The sequence below is a fragment of the Meiothermus sp. genome (genome assembly GCF_025060375.1).
GTDB lineage: Bacteria > Deinococcota > Deinococci > Deinococcales > Thermaceae > Meiothermus.
Genome location: NZ_JANXCG010000075.1, coordinates 1 through 16,945, shown reverse-complemented (window position 1 = coordinate 16,945; position 16,945 = coordinate 1). Strand labels below are relative to the sequence as shown.

17 protein-coding genes and 1 pseudogene are annotated in these 16,945 nt (G+C 64.8%); 13 read left to right on the top strand and 5 right to left on the bottom strand.

From position 1 onward, the window contains the following. A pseudogene (locus NZ849_RS09245) lies at positions 1 to 634 on the top strand (phenylalanine--tRNA ligase subunit beta); the annotation flags it as partial. 57 nt (positions 635 to 691) lie between these two features. Then, the gene (locus NZ849_RS09240) at positions 692 to 1,177 is read left to right on the top strand and encodes a hypothetical protein (protein WP_295406364.1); all 486 of its coding nucleotides are present in this window, start codon (positions 692 to 694) and stop codon (positions 1,175 to 1,177) included. Here the strand turns inward: NZ849_RS09240 and NZ849_RS09235 are convergent. Further along, positions 1,174 to 2,439, bottom strand: coding sequence for a peptidoglycan DD-metalloendopeptidase family protein (locus NZ849_RS09235; protein WP_295406362.1), 1,266 nt, complete (start codon positions 2,437 to 2,439; stop codon positions 1,174 to 1,176). The genes NZ849_RS09240 and NZ849_RS09235 overlap by 4 nt on opposite strands. Next, the gene (locus NZ849_RS09230) at positions 2,436 to 3,296 is read right to left on the bottom strand and encodes a permease-like cell division protein FtsX (RefSeq protein WP_295406360.1); all 861 of its coding nucleotides are present in this window, start codon (positions 3,294 to 3,296) and stop codon (positions 2,436 to 2,438) included. The genes NZ849_RS09235 and NZ849_RS09230 overlap by 4 nt, the downstream gene beginning before the upstream one ends. Before the next feature lie 61 nt (positions 3,297 to 3,357). On the opposite strand from NZ849_RS09230, the gene NZ849_RS09225 reads away from it, so the two are divergent. The 4 genes from NZ849_RS09225 (at position 3,358) to NZ849_RS09210 (ending at position 6,437) form a co-directional block, all read left to right on the top strand. Continuing rightward, complete coding sequence (locus NZ849_RS09225; protein WP_295406357.1) at positions 3,358 to 5,139, top strand: M3 family oligoendopeptidase; 1,782 nt, start codon at positions 3,358 to 3,360, stop codon at positions 5,137 to 5,139. A gap of 229 nt (positions 5,140 to 5,368) precedes the next feature. After that, positions 5,369 to 5,746, top strand: coding sequence for a hypothetical protein (locus tag NZ849_RS09220; RefSeq protein WP_295406356.1), 378 nt, complete (start codon positions 5,369 to 5,371; stop codon positions 5,744 to 5,746). A gap of 9 nt (positions 5,747 to 5,755) precedes the next feature. Continuing rightward, a complete protein-coding gene (locus tag NZ849_RS09215; protein WP_295406354.1) occupies positions 5,756 to 6,052 on the top strand; it encodes a hypothetical protein in 297 nt (98 codons plus the stop codon). Positions 6,053 to 6,065: 13 nt separating this feature from the next. Then, positions 6,066 to 6,437, top strand: a complete 372-nt coding sequence (locus NZ849_RS09210; RefSeq protein WP_295406368.1) for a DUF2089 domain-containing protein — start codon at positions 6,066 to 6,068, stop codon at positions 6,435 to 6,437. Position 6,438: 1 nt separating this feature from the next. On the opposite strand, the gene NZ849_RS09205 is transcribed toward NZ849_RS09210, so the two are convergent. Both NZ849_RS09205 and NZ849_RS09200 read right to left on the bottom strand, forming a co-directional pair. After that, entirely contained in the window at positions 6,439 to 7,206 is a 768-nt protein-coding gene (locus tag NZ849_RS09205) for an enoyl-CoA hydratase/isomerase family protein (RefSeq protein WP_295406352.1), read from the bottom strand. A 9-nt stretch (positions 7,207 to 7,215) separates the two neighbouring features. Beyond that, complete coding sequence (locus NZ849_RS09200; RefSeq protein WP_295406366.1) at positions 7,216 to 9,081, bottom strand: polyphosphate kinase; 1,866 nt, start codon at positions 9,079 to 9,081, stop codon at positions 7,216 to 7,218. Positions 9,082 to 9,360: 279 nt separating this feature from the next. Between NZ849_RS09200 and leuC the strand changes: the two genes are divergently transcribed. The 7 genes from leuC to sixA all read left to right on the top strand — a co-directional run bounded on the left by leuC (position 9,361) and on the right by sixA (position 16,600). Continuing rightward, on the top strand, positions 9,361 to 10,782 hold the full coding sequence (gene leuC / locus NZ849_RS09195) for a 3-isopropylmalate dehydratase large subunit (protein ID WP_295406351.1): 1,422 nt from the start codon (positions 9,361 to 9,363) through the stop codon (positions 10,780 to 10,782). 25 nt (positions 10,783 to 10,807) lie between these two features. Further along, entirely contained in the window at positions 10,808 to 11,023 is a 216-nt protein-coding gene (locus NZ849_RS09190) for a hypothetical protein (protein ID WP_295406349.1), read from the top strand. A 9-nt stretch (positions 11,024 to 11,032) separates the two neighbouring features. Continuing rightward, positions 11,033 to 11,638: a 3-isopropylmalate dehydratase small subunit gene (gene leuD, locus NZ849_RS09185; protein WP_295406347.1), complete on the top strand. Its 606-nt coding sequence runs from the start codon at positions 11,033 to 11,035 to the stop codon at positions 11,636 to 11,638. 11 nt (positions 11,639 to 11,649) lie between these two features. Next, positions 11,650 to 12,702, top strand: coding sequence for a 3-isopropylmalate dehydrogenase (leuB, locus tag NZ849_RS09180; protein WP_295406345.1), 1,053 nt, complete (start codon positions 11,650 to 11,652; stop codon positions 12,700 to 12,702). A 111-nt stretch (positions 12,703 to 12,813) separates the two neighbouring features. After that, the gene (ilvD, locus tag NZ849_RS09175; protein ID WP_295406344.1) at positions 12,814 to 14,478 is read left to right on the top strand and encodes a dihydroxy-acid dehydratase; all 1,665 of its coding nucleotides are present in this window, start codon (positions 12,814 to 12,816) and stop codon (positions 14,476 to 14,478) included. Positions 14,479 to 14,581: 103 nt separating this feature from the next. After that, the gene (locus NZ849_RS09170; RefSeq protein WP_295406342.1) at positions 14,582 to 16,090 is read left to right on the top strand and encodes a Ppx/GppA phosphatase family protein; all 1,509 of its coding nucleotides are present in this window, start codon (positions 14,582 to 14,584) and stop codon (positions 16,088 to 16,090) included. Between the two features lie 36 nt (positions 16,091 to 16,126). Then, the gene (gene sixA, locus NZ849_RS09165) at positions 16,127 to 16,600 is read left to right on the top strand and encodes a phosphohistidine phosphatase SixA (RefSeq protein WP_295406340.1); all 474 of its coding nucleotides are present in this window, start codon (positions 16,127 to 16,129) and stop codon (positions 16,598 to 16,600) included. Positions 16,601 to 16,605: 5 nt separating this feature from the next. Here the strand turns inward: sixA and NZ849_RS09160 are convergent. Continuing rightward, positions 16,606 to 16,945 (bottom strand): tol-pal system YbgF family protein (locus tag NZ849_RS09160; protein WP_367182966.1); only part of this gene is annotated, 340 nt, incomplete at its 5' end.

Here is a 16,945-nt window from a genome sequence, read left to right as displayed (position 1 = left end):
GGTGGGGCGGGTCTTCCACCCCACCGAACCCCCACACCTTGGCGCCCTCCTCCTGGGCGCGGTGGTGGCGGGACGCTGGCAGCGGGGGCGGGTGGGTGGGTTTTTCGCCCTCAAGGGCCTCCTGGAGACCGCCGCGCAGGGCCTGGGTAGCCAGGTAAGGGTTGAGAAGCAGGCCTTTCCCCACCTGCACCCCGGCATCAGCGGGGTGGTCTACTGGAACAACGCGCCGGTCGGGCACATCGGCGCCCTGCACCCGGCCATCGCAGAAGACCTCGAGCTGCCCTCAGGGGTCTTCCTCTTTGAGCTGAGCCTGCCGTTGCCCAAGGGGGAGACCCTCTTCCGGGACATGCCCCGCCACCCAGCCAACCTGCGGGACCTGGCGGTGGTTGTTCCCGAAAGCGTTCCCTACGCGGAGGTAGAAGGGCTCATCCGCGCCCACGCAGGGCCGTACCTGGAGAAGCTAGAGGTCTTTGACGTGTACCGGGGGAAGCCCCTGGCAACCGGCCAGAAGAGTTTGGCCTTTCACCTAGCCTTCCGCCACCCCGAGCGCACCCTAACCGACCCCGAGACCGACAGCTTCATGCAGCGAATTTTCGCCGGTCTGGAAGAGAAGGGCTACGCCATTCGCCGCTGAGCGGTTTTGGTCAAAACCAGCCCTAACGAACCCTGCAGGTGGGTATACTTCGGTCTGATGCTGAGCTGGCTCGACCTGATGGCACTGCTGGTCCTCTCGGCCGCCCTAGCCCTGGGAATCCGCCGAGGGGCCCATTTCACCTTGGCCCTGGTAGGGGCCTTGGTGCTCTATGGGCTACTCGTCCTCCTGGCGGGGTCCGTGCTGACCCCCTGGGGCCTACCCCTCCTAGCCCTGGTCCTGGGGCTCTTCGCGGCTTACCTGGCCCAGTTCATCCCCCTCCCTCCCCTCTCACCCACCCTGGAGGGCCTGGTGGGCGGGGTAGGGGGGTTCCTGTGGGGTCTGTTCCTGGCCTGCACCATCTGGGTCAGCTTTCCCAGCGAGTTCGTGGCCTCCACAGGGGCCCTGCGCTACCCCTCTGAGCGGATGCCCGTCGCGGTCAAGGAGGGCATTGTGCAGAGCCCTTTTGCCCGTCCTCTTTTCAACTGGACCTCCAGCCACCCTACCCTCCGCGCCGCACTGCTGCCCCACATACGCACCCCCTAGTAGTAGCGCGAGGGGTCCACATAGCGGAAGTTTCCGTTCTCATCAATGAAGATCACCCTGAACCACATCCGGTCGCTTGGAATTAAGACACCGCCCCCAGTGTAGCCGATGAGCTGCCCCTGGCTGACCCGCTGCCCCACGGCCACCTGGGGTTCCAGTACGTTGACGTACTGGGTGGCCATCCGCTCCGAGTGCCGGATGGTGAGGGTGTAGCCCAGGTTGGCGATAAAAAGGCTGTCCATCACCACCCCATCCGCCGCGGCCACAATGGGGCTCGAGGGACCGTCCCCTTGCAGGGTCTGCCAATCGTTGCCCAGGTAACCATAGGCCTCAGCCACGCGCCCACCCCGCAGCGGAAACATCAGGGCACCGACAAGCTCACGGGGCACGGGCACCTCCTCCTGTTCCCGCCGCACCTGAAGCTCCCGTTCCCGCTGAGCCACCAGTTCTCTACGCCGGCGCTCCTCAGCCTCGCGGCGGCGGCGCTCCTCCTCCCGGCGACGCTCCTCGGCAATCCGGCGCAGCTCGGCCGAAATCCGGCCCTGCAACACCCTTAGCTCGGCCTGGAGCTGGGCCTGGGCCTGGAGGGTTTCCCGCAGAATGATCTGCCGGCCAGCTCGCTGGGCCTGCAGGCGGGCCAGGGTAAGCCGCACCGCCTGGCGGTTCTGGGCTAGGGCAGCAATACGCCCCTGACGCTCAGCCCGGCGCTCGGTGAGGGTCCTGACCAGGAGCTCCAGCCGCTGCTGCTCCTCCTCGAGCCGGCGCACGGTGCTCCGGATGCGCTCCATCAGGTCGGTCTGGTGTTGTCCCAACATACCCACCCAGCGGCTGCGCACCGCGAGGTCGGTGAACGATTCAGCCCTGAGCAGGGGCAAGTAGCGCCCTGCCCGCTCGCGGTGCAGGCTTTGCAGCAGGGCCGAAAGCCGAGCTTGCAGGCCCTCCAACTCCTTCTGCAAGCCAGCAATCCTGGCCTCGGCCTGCTCCTTTTGGGCCTCGAGGAGGCCAATCTGCCGGGTCAGCTCAGCCCGCTCCCGCTCGAGCCGGGTGATCTCCCCTTCCAACCGCCTCAGTTCAGCCAGCTGCTGCTGGGTGGCTGCATCTAGGTTGGCCAGCTCACGGTTAAGCTGTTCAATGCGCTGCCGCTGAAGCTGCTGAAGACGTTGGTTTTCCTGGGCCTGGCGCCTTAGCTCGTCCAGGCTAGGCTGGGCCAGTCCCAGGCCGACACCCAGCAGCAAAACCCCCACCCACCCCCAAGCCTTCATAGGTCGGTCTCCCGTAGGTGGACCCGGCTGGCCAGATAGGCCCCCAGCGTCCCCAGGAGCAGGGCCAGGAGCAACAGGGCCAGCCCAGCCTGCACCAAATCCTCCTGCGCCAGCACCGGAACGAAGGGCAACAGGTTCTGAAGCGCCCCGGCCAGGAAGCGGTACGAGACCACCCCCAAACCCAGCGCCAGCACCCCCGCGCCCAGGGTGAGCAGGGCCCCTTCCACCACAAAAGGCCCCTGGACAAAGCGTCGAGTAGCCCCCACGAGCTGCATCACCCGAAGCTCCTCCCGGCGATTCTCTATGGAGAGCCGGATGGTGCTCATCACGCTGAAGAGGGTGTTCAGGAGCAGCAGGGCAATCAGCACGTTGACCGCCACCCGCAACCCGAAGAGCACCCGCACGAGCCCTTCGGTAAGGGCCCCCCCGTACTCCACCCCCTCCACCCCCTCCAACCGGGCCACCCGCCGGCCCACCTCACGCACCGCCTGGGGGTCCGAGAGCCGGATGCGCAGGGTGTCGGGCAGCGGGTTTTGGATGAACTCCCGGGCCTGGGCCAGATAGGGGTAGTCGAGCTGCAGCAAGGCCAAGGCCTCTTCCTTGGTCTGAAGCCGCACCTCGCTCACCTCGGGCCAGGACCTGATCTGGCTGAGAAGGGCCTCAGGGGCAGCCCCCGGTCTCAAGAAGGCCGCCACCTCCAGCTCGCGCTCGAGGGACGCCACCACCCGATCCAGGTTCCAAAGCACCAGGCCCAGCAAAAAAAGCAGGGTGAAGGAGACCAAAGCCGTGGAAAAGGTGGCCAGGCTGCTGGTGAGGTGCTGACGCAAGGAGCGCAGCGCCTGAAAAAAGGCGTACACGGGCTTTAGTCTATCCGCTTAGGGGAGGGAATTGTGTGAAGCGCCGTCGTATACTCCGGCTATGAGCGCAACCACTTCCGAGCTGCCTACCTGGGACCTAGACTCGCTGTTCCCTGGCCTAGAATCCGAGGCCTTCTTGCGCACCTGGCAGCAGGTAGAGGCACAGCTTGCCGAGCTGCGCGGCTTTATGGAAACCCACCGCATCGGAAAGGAGGGGACAGCCAAGGACCGCGGAACCTTCCTGGAGCTTGTCGACCGGCTCAACGCCTTTGGGGACACCCTCGGCCCGCTGTACGCCTACCTGGTGATGCGGGTAGACAGCAACAGCGCGGACTCGGCGGCCCGGGCCCGGCTATCCGAGCTGGAACTGGTCTATTTGGAGTTCCAAAAGCTACGCCCCCGGCTACAGCGCTGGCTGGCAGAGCTAGACCCCGAGGAGGTGCAGGCGGGTGAGTACCGGCTCCTCCTCGAGGAGGCCCGCATCCAGGCCGCGCACATGATGTCCGAACCCGAGGAGACCCTGGCCGCCGAGCTCTCCCTCTGCGGGGGAAGGGCCTGGGTCAAGCTGCACACCCACCTGACCAGCCAGATTACCGCCAGGGTAAATGGGGAAGAGCTGCCCATCTCTGCGGTTCGCAACCTGGCTATGCACCCCGAGGAGTCCGTGCGCAAGGCGGCTTACCAGGCCGAGTTGCAGGCCTGGGAGGCCCACCGAATTCCCCTCTCTGCAGCCCTAAACGGCTACAAAGGGGAGGTTTCCACCCTGAACCGGCGGCGCGGCTGGGAGGACGATCTGGCTCCGGCCCTCTTTGAAAACCGGATTCAGCGCAAGACCCTCGAGGCCCTGCAAAGTGTGATGGTGGCGAGCTTTCCCTACTGGCGGCGCTACTTCGCGGCCAAGGCCAGGGCCCTGGGCAAGCCCCAGCTAGACTGGTGGGACCTCTTTGCTCCCCTACAGGTCCCTGGAGGGAGCCCAAGGCGCTGGAGCTGGGAGGAGGGGCGTTCCTTCATCCTCGGCCACCTGGCCCAGTTCTCTCCCGAGGCCGCGGCCCTAGCTCGGCAGGCTTTTGATGAGCGCTGGCTGGACGCGCCCCCGCGCAAGGGCAAAACGGGAGGGGCCTACTGCATGCCAGTTGGCCGGGGGGCCTCGCGCATTCTCCTCAACCACGAGGACAGTTACGAGTCGGTCTCTACCCTGGCCCACGAGCTGGGCCATGCCTACCACAACCACTGCCTGCGGGAGGTGCCCTACCTGCTCCGGAAAGGCCCCATGACCCTGGCCGAGACTGCCTCCATCATGAACGAAACGGTGATTGGCGAGGCGGCCCTAAAAACCCTCCCTCCCGCCGAGCAGCTTGGGGTCCTGGAGGGCAGTCTGCAAAGCGCAGCGCAGGTCATCGTGGACATCCACTCGCGCTTTCTGTTTGAGCGGGCGGTTTTCGCCAAACGACGCAACCGGGAGCTGCTTCCGGAGGAATTCTGCGACCTCATGCTCGAGGCTCAAAGGGCCACCTACGGCGAGGCCCTGGCCACCTACCACCCGTATATGTGGGCAGTCAAGGGGCATTACTACGGGGCGAACTTCTACAACTTCCCCTACGCCTTCGGGCTGCTCTTCGGCCTAGCCCTCTACCAGAGGTACTTGAGCGAAGGGCAGAGCTTTCTCCCCCACTACAAAGCACTTCTGGCCTCGGTGGGCAAGCACCGCGCCGAGGAGCTGGCCGCCCGCTTCGGCTTCGACCTGGCCTCGGAGGAGTTCTGGTGGGAAGGCATGAGGGTGCTGCTGAGGCGAATTGAGCGCTTTGAAGCCCTACTTGGGGAACTCTGGAAAGCGCATGTTTAGATAGTGTAAATCACAGCTTGACAAATATTGATCACCTGGTTTACATTCTACCAGGGGAACCCGCCATGTTCCCATATCCGCCCGCTCAAAGCCCCGAGGCCCACCCATCCGCAAAGGGCCAAGGGGAACCGGCTCCTCGCCCCGGGCAGGGTTTCCCTCTGGAGGAGGGCCGGGCCCAGCTTGAGGTCTGGGTGCGAATGGGCAACCTGGAGGTACAGGCGAGGGAAGCATGAGCGACAAGGAACGGATTATGCTGATGTTCAAGGAGGGCAAGGTCTCGCTTCAAGAGGCCCTCCAGCTGCTCGAGGCGATTCAAAATTCTGACGTCTACACCTCCTCAAACTCCAAAGGCGCCGCCAAAATGTTGCGGATTGCGATAGACAGCGAAGAGGTGAGGGTAAAGGTGAACCTGCCCGTCTCTTTGGCTAGGTTCGCCGCCCACTTCATCCCTCCTGAGGCCAAAGAGCAGCTCAGCGCCCAGGGAATTGAGATTTCCGGCCTGTTGGACATGCTCAAAAACGACCTGCCCGAAGGGCGTCTGGTGGATATGGAAGTCAGCGAATCCGAAAGCAAAAAACCCACGCAGGTGGTCATTGAGGTCGTCTGAGAGGGACCGATGAAACCCAGGGGCCGCACCATCCTCTGGCCGCTTCCACGCCCCCGGTTCGTGTACTTCTGGGTGCGGCTGGGGGGGGTTCCAATGGTGTTTCTGCTTGTCCCGTTGAGCGGCCTTAGGCTCCTGCTGAAGGTGGCGGCCCGAACACCTCGCTGGGGGCAGGACCGCCGTTTTGCCCTTCTGGAGACCCTTTTCTCCGCCGAAGAGCTTCGCAGGATGCCCCCTTTCGTCCTGGTAGAAGCAAAGGTGAAGTCCCCAATCCCAAAAGGCGTAGAGGTTCGGCTTGGCCTCTGGTAAACGGAGCTTCCAGATGCAGACCCTCTCCCCTCCTGCCCGGTGCCCAGCCTGTAGCGGGCGCCTACAGATAACCGGCCTGAGGTGCCCAGACTGCCACACCGAGGTCAAAGGGACCTTCTGGCCCAACGAGTTTGCCCTTCTGACCCCAGAGCACCTGGAATTCCTAAGGCTCTACCTCAAGGTGCGGGGCAACCTGAAGGAGGTGGAGCGAATTCTGGGGCTTTCATACCCCACAGTGCGGGCCCGGCTCGAGGGCCTGCTCAGGGCATTGGGCTACGAGGAGGAGTCGCAGGTGGAGAAAGAGGAGATTCTCTCCAGGCTGGAAAGAGGCCAAATCAGCGCCGCCGAGGCCGCCGAGCGGCTGCGGGCCCTCAGAAAACGCTAGCTCAGAAACGAGGCGGCCGCTTCTCAAAAAAGGCCGCGATTCCTTCGGCCAAATCCCCCGTCTCACGTACCCAGGCGTTGGCCAGGGCGGCCAGCCGGAAGCCGTCCTCCAAGCCCATTCCGGGAATTGCGTGCAACAGCTCCTTGGTGAGGCGAAGGGAAGTGGGCGCATTGGCCGCTACCTCCCTTGCCAGCGCCAAGGCCTCGTCCAGGACCTGCCCAGGGGGCACCACCCGGTTCACCAGACCCATTCTATAGGCCTCCTGCGCGGGGATCAGCCTTCCGGTGAGGAGCAGCTCCTTGGCGTGCTTCTCGCCCACGGTGCGCAGCAAAACCACCCCCACCAGGGCCGCCACAAAGCCAATCTTAACCTCGGTGTAGCCCAGGCTCGCCTCCTCGCTCATGACCACCAGGTCGCAAGCCACCGCCAGGCCTGCTCCCCCGGCCACCGCCGGCCCATTGACCGCGGCCACGGTGGGCTTGGGAAAGGTGTAGAGCCGGTGAAACAGCCTCATCAGCTCCTTGGAGTGAGCGTAGTTGGCCTCTGCCCCTGCCTGGGTCACGCCCTTCAGGAATTCCAGGTCGGCCCCTGCGCTGAACGCCGGACCAGCCCCGGTGAGCACCACTGCCCGCACCCCTCTATCCCCCTCGGCAGCCTCCAGGGCTTCCAGCAGCCCCCGAACCAACTCAGGCGAGAGGGGGTTGCGGCGGCTAGGGTCGTTTAGGGTAAGCAGCCGCAGGCCGTTTTGGTCAGAGGAGAGAACGCGCATACGCCCATGCTACTCCCAGCGCTGGGCATCGTGCTTACCCCCCCAGCACCGCTTCTGGCCACCTGGGGTGAGGATGTAGGTGTTGCGGTCGTCGGCGAGCTGGGCCCTTAGAATCTCCAACACCTTGCGCTTGGCCCGGCCATTTAGTATGGGAAAGAAAAGCTCATAGCGGCGGTCAAGGTTGCGGGGCATGGCGTCGGCACTTCCAGCCCAGATGCGCCACTTGCCCCTATTCCTAAAAGCGGCGATGCGGGCGTGCTCCAAAAACCGCCCCACCAGGCTTCGCACATCGGCCCCTTCCCAAAGGGTGGTAAGGGTGCTGCGGACAATCAAATGCACCCGCGCCCCCCGCCGCAGCGCCTCCTCTAAGGCCTGCAGCACAGCCGGGTCGGTCAGGTGGTTGAACTTGAGGATGATTTCGCCTTTCCCATGGGCCTCCCCCGCAATCCCCTCCAGGAGCAGCTCGCGTATGCCCGATGCCGTTCGCAAGATGGAAAGCGCTGGGGGCTTCCGGGCCTCCAGGGCCTCAAAAAAGGCCCACACATCTGCGGTTAGGGCGGGGTGGGCGGTAAAGAGGGAGAGGTCGGTGTAGAGCCGGCCGTTGAGTGGGTTGTAGTTACCGGTACCCAGGTGAACGTAGGCATGCCCTGCCCGACGCACGTACAGGGCCTTGGCGTGGACCTTTTTCTCCGGTAAGGGCAACACCCGTACCCCTGCCCCGGAAAAGCGCAGGCTCCACTCGAGGTTGGCCAGCTCATCAAAGCGGGCCCGGCCCTCCAGCAGCACCGCCACATCCTTGCCTGCCCTGGCCGCCCGGATCAAGGAGGCAGCGAGGTTGTTCTCCTCGCCAATCCGGTAGAGCGTGGCCCTGAGGGCCTCCACCTTGGGGTCCCGGGCCGCCACTTCCACAAAGGCCTCCACCGCGCTGTAGTCCTCAAAGGGGTGGTAGAGAACCAGGTCGCGCCGGTTCAGGTAGCCCCAGGGGTCCTTGCCAAACCCCTTGGGCCTTTTGGGTGCCAAGGGCCTAAACCTCTCCCCTTCTGGCCCCTGGCCCACCAGGGTAGACACAAAGCTCAGGTCAAGGGGGGGGGGAAGGCGGAAAACCTCCTCGGGGAGGAGGCCCAGGGCCATCTGCAGCCGCTCGGCCCAAGGGTGAGGAAAGTCTTCCTCCAGCTCGAGGTGGCTCACCTGGCCGTCCAGCCGCTCCTCCAGGGCTTCGGGAAGCTCATCCCAATCCGCGCGAGAACGGGCAAGCTGGGCCAAGCGGATCAGACGAAACTCAAAGAGGGGGGGTCTACCCGGGGTGGGCAGGAAGAGGTCGCTGCGCATCCGAACCAAGGCCCCAAGCCGTACGAACCCCCCCTCCCGGCCCGGCACCGGCAACAGCCGGGGCAAGCTTTGGGGCAGGCGAATGAGGTACTGCAAGCGCCCTTCCCCAGAGGCCAGGTACAGGGCCTGGCTGGAAAGGTCAGAGAGGGCCTCGGGCTCGATGAGGTCGGTCAGCGGGGCCACCTCTTCAGCCAGGTAAGCCCCAAAGTACTGCTGCTCGGCCCGGGTAAGCTGGGAGGGCTCCAAAATGTGAATGTGAAGGTTCTCCAAAGACTTCAAAAACTCGCGGTAAAGCCGGGATGCCTCCTCAGACTGGCTCTGGGCCTCAGCCAAAACAGCCCGGTATTCTGGGCTACCCCGCTCTTCAGCGAAAAGGCGGGAGATGCGGGCGGCGAAGAACTCGTCCATGTTGCTGGCCCAGATGGCCAGGAAGCGGAGCCGCTCCAGAAGGGGGAAGTCCGGCCGGCAGGTCTGCTCCAGCACCCGGCGGTTGAAGGAAAGCCAGCTCGCCTCCGGAGAAACCCAGCGGGCGGCACCCTCAGGCATCACCGGCGAGTCTAGATGGACCTGGTCAGGGGCGTGCAAGACCCTCTTTCGCTTCTTCACCCCATACAGTCTAAACTTCCGGCCGATTCTCGAGCCCACAGTTTTCCCGAAGCGCCCATGCCGAACCGGAGGCTTGACTTTTGGTATACCAAAAGTTATACTGGCCCCGATGTCGCAGGCGGTACAACCACATCGGCTAGCCCCCCGCTAGGGGTCTGGCTGCTGTGGCGCAAGACCCCGGGGTAGGCTCTGGGGTCTTTCGGCATCCAGGAGAGCAAGATGGGAAAGAGCTTGTATGAAAAAGTCTGGGAGGCCCACGCCCTCCGCACACTGCCCAACGGACAGACCCAGCTCTTCATCGATGTCCACCTCATTCACGAGGTGACAAGCCCGCAGGCCTTCGGGATGCTGCGGGACCTGGGCCTCAAGGTGCGCTACCCTGAGCGGACCTTTGCCACAGTGGACCACATCGTCCCAACCCACTCCCTTGCAGAGCCCTTTGAGGACCCGCAGGCCGACGAGATGATCCGCCATCTGCGCAAAAACGTTGCCGAGCACGGCATCACCTTTTTCGATGTGACCTCGGGCCGGCAGGGGATTGTGCACGTAATTGGACCAGAAAACGGCATCACCCAACCCGGCATGACCATCGCCTGCGGCGACTCCCACACCTCCACCCACGGGGCCTTTGGCGCCATCGCCTTCGGCATTGGCACCACGCAGGTGCGCGATGTGCTCGCCACCCAGACCATGGCGGTGAGCAAGCTCAAGGTGCGGCGCATCAACGTGGACGGCCGGCTGGGTCCTGGGGTCTACGCCAAGGACGTCATCCTGCACATCATCAGAACCCTGGGGGTCAACGGGGGCATCGGCTACGCCTACGAGTACGGCGGCAGCGTCTTCGACCGCTTCAGCATGGAAGAGCGCATGACCGTCTGCAACATGAGCATTGAAGGAGGTGCCCGCATCGGCTACGTCAACCCCGACCAGACCACCTTTGACTACCTCAAAGGCCGCCCCTACGCCCCCAAGGGTGAGGCATGGGACAGGGCAGTGGAACGCTGGAAGGCCCTGGCCTCCGACCCCGACGCCCACTACGACGATGTGGTCAACATACGGGCTGAGGACATCGCCCCTACCGTAACCTGGGGCATCAACCCCGGCCAAGGCTGCGCCATCGACGAGCGGGTGCCTGACCCTGCCCACTACCCCGAGCCGCAGCGGGCGGCCATTGAGGAAGCCCTGGCCCACATGAAGCTCAAGCCCGGTCAGCCCATCAAAGGCGTGAAGGTCGATGTGGCCTTCCTGGGAAGCTGTACCAACGGCCGCATCTCCGACTTCCGGGAGGCCGCCAAGTACCTCAAGGGCCGCAAGGTAGCCCCTGGGGTGCGGGCCATTGCCGTACCGGGCTCACAACAGGTGGCCAAGCAATGTGAGGAAGAGGGCATCGCCGACATCTTCCGCGAGGCTGGGTTCGAGTGGCGCGGGGCTGGGTGCAGCATGTGCCTGGCGATGAACCCCGACCGGCTGGTGGGCGATGAGCTCTGCGCTTCCAGCTCCAACCGCAACTTCAAGGGCCGCCAGGGCAGCGCCACCGGCCGCACGGTGCTGATGAGCCCGGTGATGGTGGTGGCAGCAGCGGTCACGGGCCGTATCAGCGACGCAAGGGAAGTGTTTGGAGCCGAACTGGTAGGGGCGTAAAGGGCTACGGGGAAGACCGAATACCATGAGCCGCATCCTGCTTGGTCTGGGCCTGGTGGTCCTCTCGGTGCTCCTTTCCTTGGTTACGCTGGCGCTTTGGTACCAGAGCCTCCCCAGCAACCCCGCAGGGGCCTGGCTGGTTTTCACCCTCGGGTTCCTGGTGGTCTCGGCAGCCGCGCTAGCAGGGGTATGGAGCATCTCGAGGGGCTTCAGGGGAGACCGAGACGATGAGGCTCGCTGAGGAGGGAAGATGCCTTTAGAAGCGATCAAGCAAGTTTCCGGGCGTGCCGTGTATCTGCCGGGTGACGACATCGACACCGACCGCATCACCCCAGCCCGCTACCTGAAGGTGGTCACCTTCGACGGGCTGGGCGAAGCCCTGTTCTACGACGAGCGATTCAATCCAGACGGTTCAGAAAAACCCCACCCCCTGAACGACCCCCGCTTCAAAGGGGCGCGCATCATGCTGGTAGGGGCTAACTTTGGTTGCGGTTCCTCTCGTGAGCACGCGCCGCAAGCCATCTACCGGGCAGGCTTCCGGGCCTTGGTGGGGGAGAGCTTCGCCGAGATTTTCTTTGGCAACGCCACCACCCTCTCCATGCCCTGCGTGACCGCCCCCAAGGCCGACATAGCCGCCTTGGCTCGGGCAATTGAGGAGGACCCAAACCTTATAGTCACGGTGGACGTGGAGCGGCTCGAGGTGCGCTACGCCGACAAGGCCTTCAAGGTAAACCTGCCCCCCACCGCCCAAAAAGCCCTGGTGGAGGGACGCTGGGACCCCATCGCTGACCTGCTCGAGGCCAGCGACCTAATCGAAGAGGCCCACGCCCGCCTGCCCAGGGCTACCCTCAGCTAGGGAGGCCGCCTATGCCTAAGATTGCGCTCCTCCCTGGTGATGGCATTGGCCCTGAGGTCACCTACGCCGCGGTAGAGGTTTTGAAGGCTGCCGACGAGGTGTTTGGCCTGGGGCTCGTGTTTGAGGCCTTCCCCTTCGGCGGCAACGCCATCGACGCCCACGGCGAACCCTTCCCCGAGGCAACCCGAAGGGGCTGCCTCGCGGCTGACGCCATCCTGCTGGGGGCCATCGGGGGCCCCAGGTGGGATGAGGTGCCCCGGCACCTGCGGCCCGAAACCGGCCTTCTGGCCCTGCGCAAAGCCCACGGGCTTTTCGCCAACCTGCGCCCGGCCAGGGTGCTACCCGGCCTCGAGCACCTCTCGCCGCTCAAACCCGAGATCGCCCGGGGGGTGGACGTGCTGGTCATCCGCGAGCTGACCGGCGGGATTTACTTCGGGGAGCCCCGCGGCATGAGCGAGGCCGAAGCTTGGAACACCGAACGCTACAGCAGGCTCGAGGTAGAGCGCATCGCCCGGGTGGCCTTTGAAGCGGCCCGCAAACGCGCCAAGCGGGTCTGCAGCGTGGACAAGGCCAACGTGCTCGAGGTAGGGGAGTTCTGGCGCAAAACCGTGGAGGAGGTACACCGGGAGTATCCCGATGTGGCCCTGGAGCACCAGTATGTGGACGCCATGGCCATGCACCTGGTCACCCGACCCAGCCGCTTTGACGTGGTGGTGACCGGCAACATCTTCGGCGACATCCTCTCCGACCTGGCCAGCGTGCTGCCCGGCTCGCTGGGCCTGCTGCCCTCGGCCAGCCTAGGCGAGAGGACCCCGCTTTTCGAACCCGTCCACGGCTCGGCTCCGGATATCGCCGGCAAGGGCATCGCCAACCCTACCGCGGCCATCCTGTCGGCGGCCATGCTCCTCACCTACGCCCTGAATCGCCCCGAGGTAGCCCGCCAGGTAGAGGAAGCGGTGGCCCAGGCCCTGGCCCAAAACCCCACCCCCGACTTGGGCGGAAAGGCCACCACCCAGGGCTTTACCCAGCAGGTGATCGCAGCCTTCCGCAAGGTGGCCGCCTGACCCCTGGGGCAGCACGGAATCCTGCTGGGCGCCCGGAGCTGGTAAAATTCTGCCAGCAAAGCCCGCCAAAACCCCCTCTGGGGTAGAAGCCCGTATCCTTGTGAGGTAGCCATGCGTTCTGACATCATCAAGAAAGGCCCTAAACAAGCCCCTGCTCGAGCCATGCTCCGCGCAGTGGGCATCGGCGACGAGGAGTTCAAGATTCCCTGGGTGGGCATTGTGAACACCTGGACCGAGGGCATGCCCTGCAACTTCCACCTACGCGACCTGGCCGCCGACCTCAAGATTGGGGCTAAGGAAGCCGGCCTCCAGACCTTCGAGTTTGGCGCGCCAGCCATCTCCGACGGCATCAGCATGGGCACCGTGGGCATGCGGGCCTCACTGGTGAGCCGCGAGGTCATCGCCGATTCCATTGAGCTCATCGCCCAGGGCTACCTCTACGACGGCATGGTGGCGCTGGTGGCCTGCGACAAGACCAACCCTGGGGCCATGATGGGCGTGATTCGGGCCGATGTGCCCAGCCTGGTGCTCTACGGCGGCTCCATCGCCCCTGGCATCCTGAATGGGAAAAAGCAGACCATCGTCTCGGTCTTTGAAGCGGTGGGCCAGTACGCCGCGGGCAAAATCACCGAAGAAGAACTCGCCGAGGTCGAGCGCACCGCCATCCCAGGACCCGGGGCCTGCGGGGGTCAGTACACCGCCAACACCATGGCCATGGTGCTGGAGGTAATGGGCTTCTCCCCCATCGGCTACAACGCCATTCCAGCAGTGGCCCCGGAGAAGAAGGAGGCCGGTCGGAGAGCCATGCACATCCTGGCCGACGCCATAAAGCACAACCGCACCCCTAAAAGCTTCCTAACCAAAAAGAGCTTTACCAACGCCATCGCGGCAGTGGCGGCCACGGGGGGCTCTACCAACGCGGTGCTCCACCTGCTGGCGGTAGCCAAGGAAGCCGGAATCAAGCTCACCCTAGAGGAGTTCGACAAAATTTCGCGAAAAACCCCGGTGATCGCCGACATGCGCCCCTGGGGCCAGTACACCGCATGGGAGCTTTGGGAGGCCGGGGGGATTCCCCTGGTCATCCGCCGCCTAATCGAGGGAGGGGTTCTAGACGGCGACCAGATGACCGTAAGCGGCAAGACCCTCTGGGAAGAGACCAAAAACGCAAAGGAGACCGAAGGACAAAAGGTTGTGGCCACCGTGCAAAACCCCTTCAAGCCAGAGGGCGGGCTGCGGGTTTTGAAGGGTAGCCTGGCCCCAGAGGGCGCGGTGCTCAAGCTGGTGGGCACCGAAACCAAGGTCTTCCGGGGGCCAGCCCGGGTCTTCAACGGCGAAGAGGCCGCTATGAAGGCTGTCTTGAGAAAGGAGATTAGGCCCGGCGACGTGGTGGTCATCCGCTACGAGGGCCCCAAAGGGGCGCCGGGAATGCCCGAGATGCTCTCGGTCACCTCGGCCCTGGTGGGCGAGGGGCTGGGGCCCTATGTGGCGCTGGTAACCGATGGGCGCTTTTCCGGAGGCACCCGCGGCTTGATGATTGGGCATGTGGCCCCCGAAGCCCAGGTAGGAGGGCCTATCGCCTTGGTGGAAGAGGGCGACATCATCTCCATCGATTGCGACAAGGGTGTCTTGAACCTGGAGGTCTCAGAAAGGGAGCTGGCCCGGCGGGCCAAGGTCTGGAAGCCCCCTAAACCCCACTACAAAAGCGGTCTGTTCGCCCGATACGCAGCCCTGGTGAGCAGCGCGCGGGAGGGGGCGGTACTGAAAAAGCCGGAGTAAGCGGGTGGGCTCCGGGCAGTGCGCCTGGCCGGGATTCCCCGAACCCTAGCGGACCCTGGAGAAGCCCTTGAGCCTTCCTATCCCCAAGCCCTAGGATAAGCCGGTGCAACGCCTTGGGATTGTGGACCTAGGTTCCGGCACAGCCCGCCTGGTGGTGTACGCCTACGAACCCGGTCGGCACTTCCGCCTGGTGGACGAAATCCGCGAAACGGTCCGCCTGGGCGAGGGGCTGGGCACCCAGAACCGGCTGACCGAACAGGGCATGCAGCGGGCGCTTTCAGCCCTTAGGCTCTACGCCGACTTTGCTCAAGCCACCGACCTGGACGAGCTAAGGGTGGTTGCCACGAGCGCCAGCCGCGACGCCGAAAACGGACCGGTATTCCTGCAGGAGGTCCGAAAGCTCGGGTTGCAGGTGCGGGTGCTCTCGGGGGAAGAGGAGGCCCGGTACGGGGTTTTGGCGGTGGCCAACTCCTTCCCCCTGGAGGAGGCCTGGGTGATGGACCTGGGCGGTGGTAGCGCCCAGCTTTCCTCTATGGAAGGGCGCCATTACCGGTGGGGGCGGGCTTACCCCCTGGGGGCGGTGCGGCTGACCGAGAGGTTCCTGCGGAACGACCCCCCTAAAAAAGGCGAGGTAGAGGAGCTCGAGCGCCTTGTGCGGAAGGAGATGAAGGACGCCCTAGAGCGCCTCCGAGAGCATCCCCGGCCCCTGGTGGCGATGGGCGGGACCGTGCGCAACCTGGCCAAGCTGGCCCAGCGCCGCCAAGGATATCCTCTCGACCTTCTGCACGGCTACTACCTCTCCCGGAACGAGCTGGAAGGGGTGGTAGAGCTCTTGCTGGCCCGAAGCACCGAGCAGCGGCGGCGGCTCGAGGGCCTCCAAGCCGACCGCGCCGATGTTATCGTTGCCGGCGCATTGGTCTACCGCACCCTGCTCCGCGAGGCCGGGCTGGAGGGGCTCTACATCTCCGGCCAAGGGCTGCGCGAGGGGGTCTTCTATGAAGCCTTTCTACCCCCACCCCACCTGCTCCCCGATGTGCGCGGCTTCTTCGTCCGCAACCTATTCGCCCGCTACCCCCAGGAGTACGGCCACACCGCCCGGGTACGCCACTTCTGCCGGCTGCTCTTCCGCCTACTCAAGCCCCTACACGGCTACCAGGAGGAGGAGCGCCTGCTTGACGAGGCCGCCCTGCTGCACGACATTGGCATGAGCATCGGCTACTACGACCACCACAAGCACGGCGAGTACCTGGTGATGAGCCAGGCCATTCCCGGCCTGACCCACCGAGAGCAGGCTCTGCTGGGCCTTCTGGTGCGCTACCACCGCAAGGGGGAGCCCAAACCCGGAGCCTACAAACCCCTCCTTCAGGAGGGGGACACCAAGCGGCTGTTGCGCCTGGCTGCCATCCTCCGCATCAGTGAGTACCTGGAGCGCAGCCGGGCGGGGAGGGTGGAGGGGCTAGAGGTGGAAATCGGGCCGCAACAGGTGAAGCTGACCCTGCTGGCCCAGGAGGAGCCCTGGGTGGAGCTGACCGAAACCGCAAAACAGGCCGGGCTTTTCCAGCAGGCCTTTGAGCGGGAGCTGCAGCTTGCCTGGAGGCCCCGCCTGGAGTAAGAGGAGCAGCCCTGCGTCTTGGAATAGGATGGGGTCATGGAGCTCTACTTGGTCCGCCACGCCATTGCTCTGGAAGCCGAGCCAGGACAACCCGACGAGGCACGCCCGCTGAGCGAGGAGGGCAGGGAGAAGTTCCGCGCCGCTGTTCAGGGCCTAAAGCGCCTAGGGGTTCGCTTCGACCGCATCTACCACAGCCCCAAGCTGCGGGCGGTGCAGACCGCTGAGCTGCTGATCCCCCTGCTGGAGAAGGGCCAAACCCGGGTTACCCCCCACCTGGCCGAACCACCGGGCGAAGCCCTGCTCGAGGAGCTGGAAGGCTCCTCGGTGGCCCTAGTGGGGCACGAGCCCTGGCTGGGCAGCCTGTGCGCCTGGTTGCTGGTTGGAAGCCCCCAGGGGGATGCCTTTCCCTTCAAGAAGGGGGGGGTGGCCCACCTGGAGGGCCACCCCAGACCTGGACAGATGCGGCTTTTGGGCTTCTGGCCACCCCGGCTGCTGCGTAAGCTGGCCTGAGCGGCCTACCCCAGCCTGAAAGGGCTTCGCTGGCCGGCCAGGGCAATCTCCCGAGCCTCCGCCGGCGCCCAGGAAAGCCCGAGCACCGCCTGGTAGGCCCGCAAGGCCCGCTCGCGCTGGCCCAGGGCGTCGGCAAGCTGGCCGTAGCGGGCCAAGGCGTAGCCCGGTAGGTAGGCCGGGTGGTTGAAATCTGTGTGCAGGAGCTCCTCCAGGAGGACAAAGGCGTCCTCCAGTTGACCCGCCGCCAGGTAAATCTGGGCTGCGCAGTAGAGCGCCTCAGGCTCCCTCACCGCCTGAAGCCCTTCCAGCAAAAGGCCCCAGTCGTCCGATTCGCTAAGCCGCCAA

What these genes read in the sequence shown, in the direction of transcription:
- NZ849_RS09240 (WP_295406364.1), top strand. Translation starts at nt 692, where the DNA reads ATGCTGAGCTGGCTCGACCTGATGGCACTGCTGGTCCTCTCGGCCGCC.
- NZ849_RS09235 (WP_295406362.1), bottom strand. Translation starts at nt 2,439, where the DNA reads ATGAAGGCTTGGGGGTGGGTGGGGGTTTTGCTGCTGGGTGTCGGCCTG.
- NZ849_RS09225 (WP_295406357.1), top strand. Translation starts at nt 3,358, where the DNA reads ATGAGCGCAACCACTTCCGAGCTGCCTACCTGGGACCTAGACTCGCTG.
- NZ849_RS09220 (WP_295406356.1), top strand. Translation starts at nt 5,369, where the DNA reads ATGAGCGACAAGGAACGGATTATGCTGATGTTCAAGGAGGGCAAGGTC.
- NZ849_RS09215 (WP_295406354.1), top strand. Translation starts at nt 5,756, where the DNA reads ATGAAACCCAGGGGCCGCACCATCCTCTGGCCGCTTCCACGCCCCCGG.
- NZ849_RS09210 (WP_295406368.1), top strand. Translation starts at nt 6,066, where the DNA reads ATGCAGACCCTCTCCCCTCCTGCCCGGTGCCCAGCCTGTAGCGGGCGC.
- NZ849_RS09205 (WP_295406352.1), bottom strand. Translation starts at nt 7,206, where the DNA reads ATGCGCGTTCTCTCCTCTGACCAAAACGGCCTGCGGCTGCTTACCCTA.
- NZ849_RS09200 (WP_295406366.1), bottom strand. Translation starts at nt 9,081, where the DNA reads ATGCCTGAGGGTGCCGCCCGCTGGGTTTCTCCGGAGGCGAGCTGGCTT.
- leuC (WP_295406351.1), top strand. Translation starts at nt 9,361, where the DNA reads ATGGGAAAGAGCTTGTATGAAAAAGTCTGGGAGGCCCACGCCCTCCGC.
- NZ849_RS09190 (WP_295406349.1), top strand. Translation starts at nt 10,808, where the DNA reads ATGAGCCGCATCCTGCTTGGTCTGGGCCTGGTGGTCCTCTCGGTGCTC.
- leuD (WP_295406347.1), top strand. Translation starts at nt 11,033, where the DNA reads ATGCCTTTAGAAGCGATCAAGCAAGTTTCCGGGCGTGCCGTGTATCTG.
- leuB (WP_295406345.1), top strand. Translation starts at nt 11,650, where the DNA reads ATGCCTAAGATTGCGCTCCTCCCTGGTGATGGCATTGGCCCTGAGGTC.
- ilvD (WP_295406344.1), top strand. Translation starts at nt 12,814, where the DNA reads ATGCGTTCTGACATCATCAAGAAAGGCCCTAAACAAGCCCCTGCTCGA.
- sixA (WP_295406340.1), top strand. Translation starts at nt 16,127, where the DNA reads ATGGAGCTCTACTTGGTCCGCCACGCCATTGCTCTGGAAGCCGAGCCA.